Source organism: Paraburkholderia flagellata (assembly GCF_021390645.1).
GTDB lineage: Bacteria > Pseudomonadota > Gammaproteobacteria > Burkholderiales > Burkholderiaceae > Paraburkholderia > Paraburkholderia flagellata.
In genome coordinates this window covers 217,525-230,538 of record NZ_JAJEJT010000005.1, presented here as the reverse complement: position 1 = coordinate 230,538, position 13,014 = coordinate 217,525, and the positions used below count along the sequence as shown (strand labels likewise).

The 13,014-nt window shown below is 63.7% G+C and carries 13 protein-coding genes and 1 pseudogene; 11 read left to right on the top strand and 3 right to left on the bottom strand.

What is annotated here, in order from left to right:
• The first annotated feature begins 45 nt into the window (after positions 1-45).
• Positions 46-672, top strand: a complete 627-nt coding sequence (locus L0U83_RS37510) for a TetR/AcrR family transcriptional regulator (protein WP_233889603.1) — start codon at positions 46-48, stop codon at positions 670-672.
• A 284-nt stretch (positions 673-956) separates the two neighbouring features.
• On the opposite strand, the pseudogene L0U83_RS37505 reads toward L0U83_RS37510, so the two are convergent.
• Positions 957-1,316: pseudogene (locus L0U83_RS37505) on the bottom strand (IS6 family transposase); the annotation flags it as partial.
• 278 nt (positions 1,317-1,594) lie between these two features.
• Positions 1,595-2,515, bottom strand: a complete 921-nt coding sequence (locus L0U83_RS37500) for a LysR family transcriptional regulator (RefSeq protein ID WP_233889599.1) — start codon at positions 2,513-2,515, stop codon at positions 1,595-1,597.
• Positions 2,516-2,817: 302 nt separating this feature from the next.
• Between L0U83_RS37500 and hydA the strand changes: the two genes are divergently transcribed.
• The 10 genes from hydA (at position 2,818) to L0U83_RS37450 (ending at position 12,013) form a co-directional block, all read left to right on the top strand.
• A complete protein-coding gene (hydA, locus tag L0U83_RS37495; protein WP_233889598.1) occupies positions 2,818-4,326 on the top strand; it encodes a dihydropyrimidinase in 1,509 nt (502 codons plus the stop codon).
• Between the two features lie 51 nt (positions 4,327-4,377).
• A complete protein-coding gene (locus tag L0U83_RS37490) occupies positions 4,378-5,232 on the top strand; it encodes a transporter substrate-binding domain-containing protein (protein ID WP_233889596.1) in 855 nt (284 codons plus the stop codon).
• A gap of 38 nt (positions 5,233-5,270) precedes the next feature.
• On the top strand, positions 5,271-6,071 hold the full coding sequence (locus L0U83_RS37485; RefSeq protein ID WP_267939760.1) for an amino acid ABC transporter ATP-binding protein: 801 nt from the start codon (positions 5,271-5,273) through the stop codon (positions 6,069-6,071).
• Entirely contained in the window at positions 6,068-6,748 is a 681-nt protein-coding gene (locus L0U83_RS37480; RefSeq protein ID WP_233889594.1) for an amino acid ABC transporter permease, read from the top strand. The genes L0U83_RS37485 and L0U83_RS37480 overlap by 4 nt, the downstream gene beginning before the upstream one ends.
• Before the next feature lie 15 nt (positions 6,749-6,763).
• Positions 6,764-7,432 carry an amino acid ABC transporter permease gene (locus L0U83_RS37475; protein ID WP_233889593.1) on the top strand — a complete coding sequence of 223 codons (669 nt, stop codon included), beginning with the start codon at positions 6,764-6,766 and terminating at the stop codon, positions 7,430-7,432.
• Between the two features lie 69 nt (positions 7,433-7,501).
• The gene (locus L0U83_RS37470) at positions 7,502-8,440 is read left to right on the top strand and encodes a dihydrodipicolinate synthase family protein (RefSeq protein WP_233889592.1); all 939 of its coding nucleotides are present in this window, start codon (positions 7,502-7,504) and stop codon (positions 8,438-8,440) included.
• A 33-nt stretch (positions 8,441-8,473) separates the two neighbouring features.
• Positions 8,474-9,133 carry an aspartate/glutamate racemase family protein gene (locus L0U83_RS37465; RefSeq protein ID WP_233889590.1) on the top strand — a complete coding sequence of 220 codons (660 nt, stop codon included), beginning with the start codon at positions 8,474-8,476 and terminating at the stop codon, positions 9,131-9,133.
• A gap of 4 nt (positions 9,134-9,137) precedes the next feature.
• The gene (locus L0U83_RS37460) at positions 9,138-10,565 is read left to right on the top strand and encodes an FAD-binding oxidoreductase (protein ID WP_233889586.1); all 1,428 of its coding nucleotides are present in this window, start codon (positions 9,138-9,140) and stop codon (positions 10,563-10,565) included.
• 24 nt (positions 10,566-10,589) lie between these two features.
• Positions 10,590-11,375: an SDR family oxidoreductase gene (locus tag L0U83_RS37455; protein ID WP_233889582.1), complete on the top strand. Its 786-nt coding sequence runs from the start codon at positions 10,590-10,592 to the stop codon at positions 11,373-11,375.
• Positions 11,372-12,013, top strand: coding sequence for a glutathione S-transferase family protein (locus tag L0U83_RS37450; protein ID WP_233889581.1), 642 nt, complete (start codon positions 11,372-11,374; stop codon positions 12,011-12,013). Before L0U83_RS37455 ends, L0U83_RS37450 begins: the two co-directional genes overlap by 4 nt.
• A 98-nt stretch (positions 12,014-12,111) precedes the next feature.
• Here L0U83_RS37450 and L0U83_RS37445 read toward each other — a convergent pair whose 3' ends face one another.
• The gene (locus L0U83_RS37445) at positions 12,112-12,975 is read right to left on the bottom strand and encodes an IclR family transcriptional regulator (protein WP_233889580.1); all 864 of its coding nucleotides are present in this window, start codon (positions 12,973-12,975) and stop codon (positions 12,112-12,114) included.
• Positions 12,976-13,014: the final 39 nt, after the last annotated feature.

The following is a 13,014-nucleotide window of genomic DNA, read 5'->3' as shown; positions in this document are numbered from 1 at the left end:
GATGTACACAACCGATCGACGATTCGAGCAGGAGGACGTTTGCCAATGGAAGAACCGATTGCATCCGACAACATCCGCGGGACGGCGGATACGTGGCTCGACGCAGCGACGGAAAGCCTGCTCGAGAGCGGCATCGAATCCGTGCGGATTCTGCCGCTAGCCAAGAAGCTGAATATGTCACGGACGAGCTTCTACTGGTTCTTCAAGGACCGGGAAGAATTGCTCGCCACGCTGCTTGGACGCTGGAAAGCAACGAACACCATCAACTGGATCGCGCGCACGGAAGCCTACGCGGAGACGATTTCAGAAGCCGTGCTGAATGTATTCGACTGCTGGTTCGACGACACGATCTTCGACAACCGTTACGAAGCGGCCATCCGCAGTTGGGGGCAGCAGGCGCCGCAGATCGCGGCCGAGCTGGCAGACGCGGACGCGAAGCGCATTGCAGCGTTGACGGAAATGTTCGAACGCTTCGGCTACGAGTTGCTCGCGGCTCAGGTGCGCGCTCGCACGATGTATCTGACGCAACTCGGCTATGTATCGATGAAGACGACAGAGCCGATGGCGGAGCGGATGACGCGAATTGCTACGTATGCCGAAGTTTTCACTGGCATGTCGCCCACCGCGCGAGAGATGCAGCGCTTCTTCGCGCGCCGTGTTCTGACTGCATAGCGAAAATAGAAGAAGCAAGCCAGACCACACGCGCGTATTCAGGTGTTCGGTGGAAAGTTGAGCGAGCGGTGCGCTCCAACACCGGCGCGTTACGCCAGCGCGCCAGCGCTCCCACATCAACGCCTTCTGGCTCTCGCTGTAATAGATCCGGGTTCTGTACTTCATCTGCAATACACCCGCTGCTGACGCAGCTTTGATTGTGTTGCATCGAAGGGTTGAATCCGCAGATAAGGACGGCAGACGGGCTATTTGAGTGGCAGTACTACGGCTGGCTTTGTCAACTTGAAGCATTTCGCGGCGGCCTTGTCACGCCGCTTTTGCATCAGGATGTCGAGTTCGGCGCCGTGCTCGTCGACCGCACGCCACAATAAGTAAGGCTCGCCGCGCAGTGTGACGAACATCTCGTCAAGATGCCACGTACTACCCGGCTTGCGGCGCGCCGCTTTCACCCGGCGGGCAAATCTCACGCCGAATGTGTCGCACCAGCATCGGATCGTCTCGTAGGTCACAACCACGCCGCGCTCGAGGAGCAACTCCTCAATGTCGCGCAAGCTTAACTGGAAGCGAAAGTACCAGCGCACGGCGCAACTGATGACGCCGGCTGGGAAACGGTGACCGTGATAGAGCGATTTCGATTTCTTCATCGCGCCATCTCACGCGACCGATCCCGCATCTTGACAATGCCCTGATCGCTCCTTTTCATCGCGTTGTCGTGCGAGCGTCGCTTTATCGGGCGCAGAAGCTCGGATGGCCCACCTCATAACGGCAATCCGCTGTGAATTGGTCGGCAGTCGTCGCGGCGAGGTATTCGTGACGCCTCTGCCCCTTGCGGATCATTTGCATGAGCTCAATCCCGTATAGGATGATGAGTGCGCAGCGAAAATCCTTGAGAGGAGACAGGCCTTAAATCGAATGGCATTCATTAAGCACATCTATCGAGCTTCGAAAGATGGCCTTCGTTCAACATCACCGATTTCAGCGTCTCGACAAAGGTGTGAGTCAGCTGTGATTGCGGCTCGTCGCGCAGCCGCACGAGATACGCGTTGAGCTGCGGCGCATCGGCCATCGGCCGTGCGACGAACCGGCTCGCCGACCAGCTGCGAGCGGAGAAGGAATCGACGAGCGCGATGCCCGCACCCGCCTGCACCAGCGCGCACGCATTTTGCGGCGAGCCCACTTCGATCACGGGCTTGACGGTTTCATCGCAGTCGGCGAACACCTTCTGCACCATCTGCCCGAACGGTGAATTGCGCTCGTACGAAATGAATGGATACGCCAGCAGGTCCGCGACCTTGATCTCGGCGCGCCGCGACAGCGGATGGTTGTACGGACAGATACAGATGAGCTGCCCTTCGCCGATCACCTCGTGCTCCAGGTTCGGATGATTCGACGGCAGGATTGTGATCGCGAGATCCGCCTGCCGCTTCAGCAGACGTTCGATGAGCGGCACATAGTTGAGGTAGTGGAACGTCAGCTTGACGTTTGGATGACTCTGCCTGTACTCAGCGATCGCGTGCGGAATCACCATCTGTCCGACACTCGGACTCGCCACGAGATTGAGGATGCCTTCCTGATGCTCGCTGAGATCGCGCGCCATCTCATTGACGCGCTTCACGCACTCGTAGACGGTCTCCACTTCCGGAAACAGCTTTCGCGCTTCGAGCGTCGCATGCAGACGACCGCGAATGCGCTCGAAAAGCGCGAAGCCGATGCGCTGCTCCATGTGGGACAACAGACGGCTCACGGCCGGCTCGGACACGAACAGCAGCTCCGACGCGCCACGGATCGATCCCGTGATCATGACCGCGCGGAATACTTCGATCTGGCGAAGGTTGAGTGACATGAAAGAGGCCGACGAGACTGACGTGCGTCCCGAGTCGTTGTTGCAAGGTTAAATCTGGAGCAGGCGCATTCGCCGCTGCACGACAGTTCGCGACCGCTTCACCCACGCGCCCTGCGGGGCGTGTTCACGCGCCGATGCAGCCGCCACCCGATGGAAGGTCAACCGCGACATGGGCGGGACGAAAGCAGCCTGAGCGGAGTAAAGACTTAACACGTTGTTAATCTATCCCATCAAATATGCAATTGCCATGTTTTTTTTTGCTCTCAATACTCTGGCCATCGGAACCACATTGAGCACTTCTCATGGCCCTGTCCGGCACCTCCTCTCCCGCATCGGCGCGATTTGACCTGACGATCCGCAACGGACGGATCTGCAACGCGGACGGCACGCAGGAAGCCGACATCGGCGTGAAGGACGGGGTGATCGTGGCCATCGGGCCCAACCTGGCACCCGGCCTGCGCGACGTCGACGCAGCGGGCAAGTGGGTGCTGCCGGGCGGCATCGATAGTCATACCCATATCGAGCAGCTTTCCGGCATGGGCGTGATGTGTGCCGACGACTTCTACTCCGGCACCGTCTCGGCCGCGTTCGGCGGCACCACGACCGTCCTCTCGTTCGCCGCGCAGCATCGCAACGACCGTATCCCCGACGTGCTCGCCGACTACTCGGCGCGCGCCAAAGCCAAGGCGGTGATCGACTACGGGTTTCACCTGATCCTCACGAATCCCGACGACGCGTCACTCACGCAGGATCTGCCCACGGTGATTCGCGACGGCATTACGTCGCTCAAGGTCTACATGACCTACGACAAGCTCAAGCTCGACGATCATCAGTTGCTCGACGTGATGGCGGTCGCGGGCGAACACGGCGCGCTGGTGATGATGCACGCCGAGAACCACGACATGATCAAGTGGGTCGCGCAGCGCCTGCTCGAACGCGGCCACAAGGCACCCAGGTTCCACGCCGTCGCGCACGACCCGCTCGTCGAAGCGGAAGCGACGCATCGCGCGATCGCGCTGTCGCGTCTGATCGACGTGCCGCTGCTGATGGTGCATATGAGCAGCCGTGAGGCGATCGCGACGATCCGTCATGCGCAGAACATCGGCGCGCCGATCTACGCGGAAAGCTGCCCGCAATATCTCTTTCTCGAAGCGAAAGACAGCGATCTCGACGGCATGGAAGGCGCGAAGTACTGTTGCAGTCCGCCGCCCGGCGACGCCGATTCGCAGGAAGCGGTGTGGCTGGGCTTTCTCGACGGCACGCTGAACGTCTACTCGTCCGATCACGCGCCCTATCGTTTCGATGCGTCAGGCAAGCTGCCCAGGGGCGGCGATACGACCTTCAAGGAAATGGCCAACGGCGTGCCCGGCATCGAACTGCGTCTGCCGCTGCTGTTCTCCGAGGGCGTGATGAAAGGTCGTCTAAGCATCGAGAAGTTTGTCGCGCTGACGGCGACCAACCATGCGCACATGTACGGCCTCGCGCCGCGCAAGGGCAGCCTCGCGATCGGCGCGGATGCCGACCTCGCCGTGTGGGACCCGCACCACAAGGTGACCGTGACCGCCTCGATCCTCCACGACCGCGTGGGCTACACGCCGTACGAAGGCCGCGAGCTTCACGGCTGGCCGGTCGAGGTCTACAGCCGCGGCCGCTGCGTGGTCAGCGGCAACCAGTTGCACGTCGAAGCCGGCAGCGGCCAGTTCATCGCCCGTTCGCGGCCCGCGCCGGTCGTCGAACGCACCGGCGCGTCCGCTACGCGCGGCGCCTTTCGCTCGCTGATCGGCCTGAACGGTCCAAGGCACGAACAGTAACGCCTCGTCCACGATTTCAACCGACTCCTCCCGACCTCTCCGGAGAACCCTATGAAGGCATTCGAGCTTCTCTTTCGCCAGACAACGCTTGGCTGCGTCCTGCTGATCGGCGTCGCATCCTCCTGCTGGGCAGAGGCCACGCCGATCAAAACCGCCGTCGACGCGACTTTCGCGCCGCACGCAATGGCGAAGCTGGACGGCGGCGTGCAGGGCTTCAACGTCGACCTGGGCAATGAGATCGCGAAGCGCCTCGGCCGCCCGATCACGATTGAGCCCGCGGAGTTCTCCGGCCTGGTGCCGGGATTGAACAGCCACCGCTACGACTTCCTGATCGCGCCGGTGACGGTCACGCCGGAACGCGCGAAAACGCTGCTTTTCTCCGACGGCTACCTGGACACCAACTACACCTTCCTCGAAGCGAAGAGCACGCCGCCGCTCACGAAGCTCGAAGACCTGAAGGGCAAGACGATCGCTGTCAACAAAGGTTCGAACTACGAAGGATGGGCGCGCGAAAACAAGGACAAATACGGCTTCCGCTACGACGTCTACGGCGGCAACGCCGATGCCGTACAGGCCGTGCTCGCGGGCCGCGCGAACTTTAACCTGGCCGGCTCGACGGTGGCCGCGTGGGCGGCGAAGCAGAACCCGCAACTGCAAACCAGCTACACGATCAAGACCGGTCTCGTCTGGGCGATCGCGTTCCGCAAGGACGATACCGAAGGCCGCGCCAAAGTGTCGAGCGTGCTCAAGTGCATGAAGAAAGACGGCGCGATCTCGGCGCTCGCCGTGAAGTGGTTCGGTTTCAAACCGGACACCACCGACGCCGCCATCGCCATCACGCCGGGAACTGGCGTCCCAGGCACGGAAGGCTACGACCCGACACCCGTCACACTGTCATGCAAATGATCGCTGCGGACTGCGCAAACGCGCCAAAGGTGAATCACATGGCAAGCAACCTCGCCCAGACGACGCCCTCCCCGCTCGCCCAGGTCAGCGCTGGGCCGGTCATCCTCAATATCGCGGGGCTGCGCAAACGCTACGGAAACAACGACGTGCTACGCGGCGTGGACCTGCAGGTGCGCGCTGGCGAACTGGTGTGCGTGATCGGGCCGTCGGGTTCCGGCAAAAGCACGATGCTGCGCTGCTGCAACCTGCTCGAAGTGCCGACCGACGGAAAGATCGTCGCCAACGGACACGACGTGACGAACCCGTCGACCGACATCAACAAGGTGCGTCAGGACGTCGGCATGGTGTTCCAGCAGTTCAACTTGTATCCGCATCTGAACGCGCTCGACAACGTCGCGCTCGCGCTGCGCAAGGTGCAAAAGCGCCCGAAGGCGGAAGCGCACAGGCTGGCGCAGGCCGCGCTCGAACAGGTCGGTCTCGGCCACAAGGCGCAGGCGATGCCAGGGCAACTATCCGGCGGCCAGCAGCAGCGTGTGGGCATCGCGCGGGCCGTGGCGCTGCAGCCGCACATCATTCTCTTCGACGAACCGACCAGCGCGCTCGATCCCGAACTCGTCGAAGACGTGCTCAACGTGATGCGCGACCTGCGCTCGCGCGGCATGACCATGCTGGTCGTCACGCACGAAATGGCGTTTGCCCATGCGGCCGCCGATCGCGTCGTCTTCATGGATGGCGGCGTGGTGGTCGAGCAAGGCAGCGCCGCTGACGTCTTCGAACATCCGCGCGAAGCGCGCACGCGCGCGTTCCTCTCGCGCTACGGCAATCGGGTGACGTCATGAGCGATCCGGCATCGGGCTTTCTGTTCACCTTCTTCAACGGGCCGGTCGCCGCCAGTTTCCTGCCGAGTCTGCTCTCCGGCGCGCTCGTCACGGTGGAGACGGGGCTCGCGGTCGTCGTGACCGGTACGGCGCTCGGCATCCTGCTCGCGATTCTGCGCGCGCTGTACGTGCGTCCGCTGACGTGGTTGATCGTGGGTTTCGCCGACAACCTGCGTTCGCTGCCGCCACTCGTGATCCTCATCGTGCTGTATTTCGGGCTGCCCGCGGTGGGCGTGCAGTTGTCCGCGCTGGCGGTGACCTGGGTGTCGCTGTCGCTGGTGCTCGCCGCGTATGCCGAGGAAAGCGTGTGGGCCGGCATCACGTCGCTGCACAAAGGCCAGATGGAAGCCGCGCGTTCAACCGGCATGCGCTGGTGGCAGGCGATGTGCTGGGTGGTGCTGCCGCAGGCCATTCGCCGCGCGATTCCGACGCTGACCAACCGCATCATCTCGATCACCAAGAACACCGCGCTCGGCTCGGTGGTGTCGCTCAACGAGATGCTGAACAAGGCACAGGGCGCGACCAGCGACTCGGGCAATCCGACGCCGCTCATGATGGCAGCGTTTGCCTATGTGGCGATCTTTCTTCCGCTCATTCTCTTCTCGCGCTACGTCGAGAAGCGATGGGTACAGCATTGAGCGGCGGAGGACGACATGGACAATCTGATCCAGAATTTTTTCAACCTTGAGATCTACCGCGCGGCCTTACCGCATCTGCTCACGGGCCTGTGGACCACGGTGTGGCTCTCGGCGATCGTGATCCCGGTCGGCGTGATCGCGGGACTATTTCTCGCCCTCGGACTCACGCAGGCACGCAGCCGACTCGTCGCGTGGGCGATCGTCGCCTATATTGACTTCTTCCGCTCGTTTCCGCCGCTGGTCCTGCTGATCCTTGTCTATTTCGGCTGGCCGTTTCTCGGCATCGAACTCGACAAGCTGAGCGCCGTGGTACTCGCCTTCGGTCTGAACAACGCGAGCTACTACGCCGAGGTGTTCCGCGCGGGGCTCGAAGGTGTGCCCAAAGGCCAGATGGAAGCGGCGCGTTCGACCGGCCTGACGCCCGGCCAGGCGTTGTGGAGCGTGGTGGTGCCGCAGGCGGTGCGCAACGTGGTACCGGACCTCGTCGGCAATAGCATCGAAGTGGTCAAGCTGACCACCATCGCAAGCGTCGTCGCGCTGCCGGAACTCCTTCGCGCCGCACGCGACGTGCAATCGATCGCCTTCAACCCGTCGCCGATCGTGCTGGCCGCGCTGCTCTATCTGCTGATTCTGTGGCCATTAACCCGCTGGCTGGGACGCATGGAACACAAACGTCACATCTGATCGCGCCGGGTGCGGCCGATGCGCCGCACGCGCGCGATCGCTCTCGCTTTCGTTAAGGAATCCAAATTTATGAACGCTGCCAGACAGAACAGAATTGACGAGCATTCCAGGGGCGTCTACATCATCGCGGCCACGCCGTTCACCCATAGCGGCGAACTCGATCTGGAAAGTATCGATCGCCTGACCGACTTCTATCTCGCCTCGGGTGTCACCGGCTTCACGATTCTCGGCATGATGGGCGAAGCGCCCAAGCTGACTGAAGCGGAAACCACCCAGGTGATGGAGCGCGTACTGCGCCGCGTGGACGGCAAGGTGCCGGTGGTTGTCGGCGTGAGTCACGCATCGAACCGCCATGTCGAGCGTCTTTCCAGGCAGGCAATGGAGCTCGGCGCGGCGGGCGTGATGCTCGCGCCGGTCGCGAATCTGAAGACCGATGATCAGGTATACGGCTACTTCGCCAGCGTGGCAAAACTGCTCGGCGACGACATTCCCATCTGCTTGCAGGACTTCCCTCAGGTGACCGGCGTGCATATGTCGGTGCCCGTGATTCTGCGTCTGATCGAGGACTGTCCGTCGGTCGTGATGTTCAAGCACGAAGATTTTCCCGGCATGCGCAAGCTCACGCAAATCCGCGAGCAAAGCCAGGCGCGCGGCCTGCGCCGCATCAGCATTCTGGTGGGCAACGGCGGACTGTTCCTGCCGCAGGAAATGCTGCGCGGTGCTGATGGGGCGATGACCGGGTTTGCTTACCCGGAAATGCTCGTGAAAGTGGTCGACCTGTTCCAGGCAGGCAAGCCGGAGGAAGCAGAAGATCTCTTCAACGTGTATCTGCCGCTCTTGCGTCACGAGTTCCAGTACGGGCTCGGTCTCGCGCTGCGCAAGGAAACGCTGTGCCGTCGCGGAGCGATCGCCTCGGCCTACGTGCGCCGTCCGGGTCCGGTGCTCGATGCCACCGACCAGGCCGAACTCGGACGCCTGATCGGGCGTCTCGAAGCCTCGATTAAATAGCCGGACGCCACGTCTCCACCAGGGTTCCAGGTCATGCGAAAGACACTCTTCGTCATCAACCCCAACAGCAGCCAGTCGGTCACCGACGGCATCGACGCCGCGATGGCGCCCTTACGGCACGATGGCGCCCCCGAGATCCGCTGCGTCACGCTGGCCGATGGGCCGCCGGGCGTCCAGACGCAGCACGACGTCGACGATGCCGCGCTGCGCGTCGCCCGCTTCGCGCGCGAACACCGGCACGAAGCGTGCGGCTTTGTCACCGCGTGTTTCAGCGATCCGGGCCTGCAGGCGCTGCGCGAAATTGACGGCGTGCTGTCGTTCGGCATTAGCGAATGCGCGGCGCTGACCGCGCTGACGCTCGGGCAGAACTTCGGCGTAGTCGCGATACTCGCGGGCTCCATTCCACGCCATCTGCGTACGTGGAACGCGATGGGCATCGGCGGTCGACTTGCGGGCGAAGTCGCGATCGGCCGGGGCGTGACCGATCTTGCGGACCACCACGCCACCCTCGATGCGATGATTCGCGCCGGCGAACGTCTGCGCGACGAACACGGCGCGCACGTGCTGATCATGGGGTGCGCAGGCATGGCGCCCTATCGCGCGAGACTGCAGGAAGCGTGTGCCCTGCCCGTCGTCGAACCCGTGCAAGCGGCGGTGTCGATGGCGCTGGGTCGGATACAACTGGGATGGTGACGCAATGACGCAATCAAATCCGAACCTCCGCAATACCCTGCTCGACCGCCTGCTGGCAGTCGTCGGACCGGCGGGCATCGTCGCCGACGCCGATCAGAAAAGCGCCTACGAAAGCGACTGGCTGAAGAAATGGCACGGCCGCAGCAGCATCGTCGTGCGGCCCGCGACCACCCAGCAAACCGCCGAGGTAATGAAGCTGTGCCACGAGAATCGCACGCCTGTCGTCACGCAAGGCGGCAACACCGGCATGAGCGGCGGCGCGACACCCGATGCGAGCGGCGATCAGGTCGTGCTCAGCATGACGCGCATGAACGCCATCCGCCAGGTCGATCCGCTGAACAACACCATGACCGTCGAAGCGGGCGCGCTGCTCGCGACCATCCAGCAGGCGGCCGAGGACGTGAACCGCTACTTTCCGCTGAGCCTGGGCTCCGAAGGCAGTTGTACGATCGGAGGTAATCTCGCGACCAACGCAGGCGGCATCGCCGTGCTGCGCTATGGCAACACCCGAGAACTGGCGCTCGGCCTCGAAGTCGTGCTGCCGGACGGACGGATCTGGAACGGCCTGCGCGGATTGCGCAAGGACAATACCGGCTACGACCTGCGCGACATGTTCATCGGCTCGGAAGGCACGCTCGGCGTGATCACCGCAGCCGTGCTGAAGCTGTTTCCGCGTCCGAAGGCACGCGCCTGCGCATGGGTCGGCACGCACGACATCCGCGCGCTCGTCCATCTGCTCGAACTGATGCAGGCGAACTGTGCCGACCGGCTGGTCGCCTTCGAGATGATGTCGGCCGAATCGCTGCAACTGGTGCTGGACCACGTCACCGACACGCGCAGCCCGCTCGAAGGCCGGCACGCGTATCACGCGCTGATCGAAGTCGCGGACACGCGCGAAACGGGCCTTTCCGACATGTTGCAGGACGCGTTGCAGGACGCGATGGACACCAACCTGATCGACGATGCAGTGCTTGGCGCCAGTCTCGCGCAGCGTCAGGCGTTCTGGAAAATCCGCGAAGGGATTTCCCAGGCGCAGCCGCGCGCGGGCAAGGCGATAAAGCACGACATCGCGCTGCCGATTTCGGCGCTACCCGATTTCGTGGGTGCAGCGGAGCACGCGGTGCGCGGCGTGCAGGCATCGGCGCATATCGTCAACTTCGGCCACGTGGGCGACGGCAACCTGCACTTCAACATCCTGATGCCTTCGGACACGAGTGCCGAGGCGATGGCCGACGCGACGCAGCGCTTTAACCGCGTGGTGCACGATCTGGTAGTCGAAGCGAACGGCAGCATCAGCGCGGAACACGGTGTCGGCCAACTGCGTCGCGACGAGTTGCGCCACTACAAATCGCCGGTCGAGCTGAACCTGATGTTGCTGGTGAAGCAGTCGCTCGATCCGAATCACATCATGAATCCCGGCAAGCTGATCTAGCCCCGCCGGACTGAGGAGGCGTCAATGGACTTGGGAATTGCAGGTAAGACCGCGCTGGTGCTCGGCGCCGGCGGCGGACTGGGCGGTGCGATCGCGCGTACGCTCGCGTCGGAAGGCGTGCAGATCGCCGTCGCGGATATCGACGGCGCGGCGGCCGAAACCGTCGCGGAAGAACTGCGCTGCACGGGCGCACGGGCGCTCGCGCTCACATGGGATCTGGCCGATCTGGCGTCGATCGACGCGCACGTCTCGCGGATCGAAAGCGAGCTGGGACCAGTCGATATTCTCGTGAACAACACGGGTGGCCCGCCACCAACGCCGGTCGCAGGCCAGGCGCCGGAACTGTGGACCCGACATTTCCAGAGCATGGTGCTTTCGGTGGTCGCGATCACCGATCGCGTGCTGCCGGGAATGCAAAGCCGCGGCTTCGGGCGCATCGTCACGAGCACGTCGTCGGGCGTGATTGCACCGATTCCGAATCTCGGACTGTCGAATGCGTTGCGCGCCAGCCTGCTCGGCTGGTCCAAGACGCTCGCGCGTGAAGTCGGCAAGTACGGCATCACCAGCAACATCGTGCTGCCAGGGCGGGTGGCCACGGCGCGCATCCAGTTCCTCGATGAGCAGAAGGCCAGGCGCGAAAACCGCGAAGTCAGGGAAGTCGCCGCCGAAAGCGTCGCGTCGATTCCGGTCGGCCGTTACGGCGAGCCGCGCGAATATGCGGACGCTGTGGCGTTTCTCGCGAGCGAGCGGGCGTCGTACATCACCGGTTCGGTGATCCGCGTCGATGGCGGATTGCTCGCGAACATATGAGCGCCCACTGCCTGGCTTCGCCGCCGCCCCTGCCGGGCTGGCAGTTGCGCACGTCAAGCGCGTCGCCGTTCGGCCGCAAGGTCCGCATGGCACTGGCCGCGATCGACCGCCTGCATGACACCGAAATCGTCGCGGCCGATACCAGCGATCCGCTTGACAGCCTGCGCCAGGAGAATCCGCTCGGCAAGATTCCGGTGCTGCTGCACGCGGACGTTGCGCCGCTGTTCGATTCGCGGGTCATCGTCGAGTACCTCAACGAGATCGACGGGCGGCACATCCTGATTCCATCGGGCGGGGCGCGCTATGAGGTGCTGCGCGAGCAGGCACTCGCCGACGGGCTGATGGACGCCGCCGTGCTCCAGGTGTACGAGAAGCGGTTTCGCCCCGAAGAAAAACGCCACGAGAATTGGGTCGCGTACCAGCGCGCGAAGATCGAGCGGGCACTGGACGCGTTCGCAGCCCAGCGGCCCGCGCCGCTTGACGGCCGGCCACATATCGGCGCGATCACGCTGGCGGCTGCGCTCGGCTATCTGGACTTTCGCTTCGACGGGTTGTGGCGGCAGAACTATCCGCGCCTGGTCGAATGGCTCGACGCGTTCGCTGCGCGCTTTCCGACGTACGAGGCGACCTGTCCTTGAGTGAGGGTGCCGCTGATAACGATTGATGTATGCGGGACTGGCGTACGGTTATTGAAGCCCCCCGAACGGGCATACCGGCGGCCGCGAGCGACGCCGGCTCAGCTTCCGCAGAACTGCGCCGCCGCGACGAGCGAAGGCGCCTGGACCAGCAACAACTCGGCCGCGTGCCGAACGTCTTCGCCGAGTTGCGCCACGTTGGCCTCGCTGAAATCGCGCGCATGACCCGTCGCCACCACGCAACCGACCGCGCGCCCCTTCCAGGAGCGCACATTGGCCGCGAGCGCGGCAATGCCGACGCGGCTCTCCTCGCGGGCCACCACGTACCCGCGCTCCTGGGAGAGGGCCATGTCGGCTTCGAGCGACGCGTAGTCCGTCACGGTGCCGGGCGTAAAGCGCGAGAGCGGCTCCGGCCCGAGAAGCGCACGGCGCTTCACCGCGTCGAGCGTGGCGAGATAGGCCTTGCCGGCGGCGGTGCCGTGCAGCGGGCCCGTGAGCCACGTGTCGTAGTACGCGTGAATCGTGCTGGCGCCCTGTGCGATATCCACCACCATCCGTTCGCTGCCCAGATAGAGCGCGAGCAGCACGGTCTTGTCGACACGCCAGGCCAGTTCGCGCAACGGCGCCGCAATCTCGCGGCGCAATTGCTCGAGCGGGTGCAGCAGCGGCAGAGGACGGATTGCCTTCGGCGACAGCACGTACTTTCTGGTTTCCGTGCTGCGCACGACATAGCGGCTCTCCTCGAGCGCGCGCAGCAAACGCAGCGTCGTGCTCTGCTCCAGCCCGACCGCCGCCGCCACCTCGCCCAGCCCGAGTGGCTGGGGCGCGTTGACGAGCGCGTCGAGGATGTGCAGCCCCCGCGCCAGCGTCCCGACCGGCCCTTCGCGCTGCGCCTCTTCCGGCGGCAAGAGTTCGTCGGACTCCGCCAGGGCGGCGCCTTCGATTTTGGCATTGACCTTCTTCATGAAACCCCTGAAACGAACCGACCCGATCGGGTAACCGCC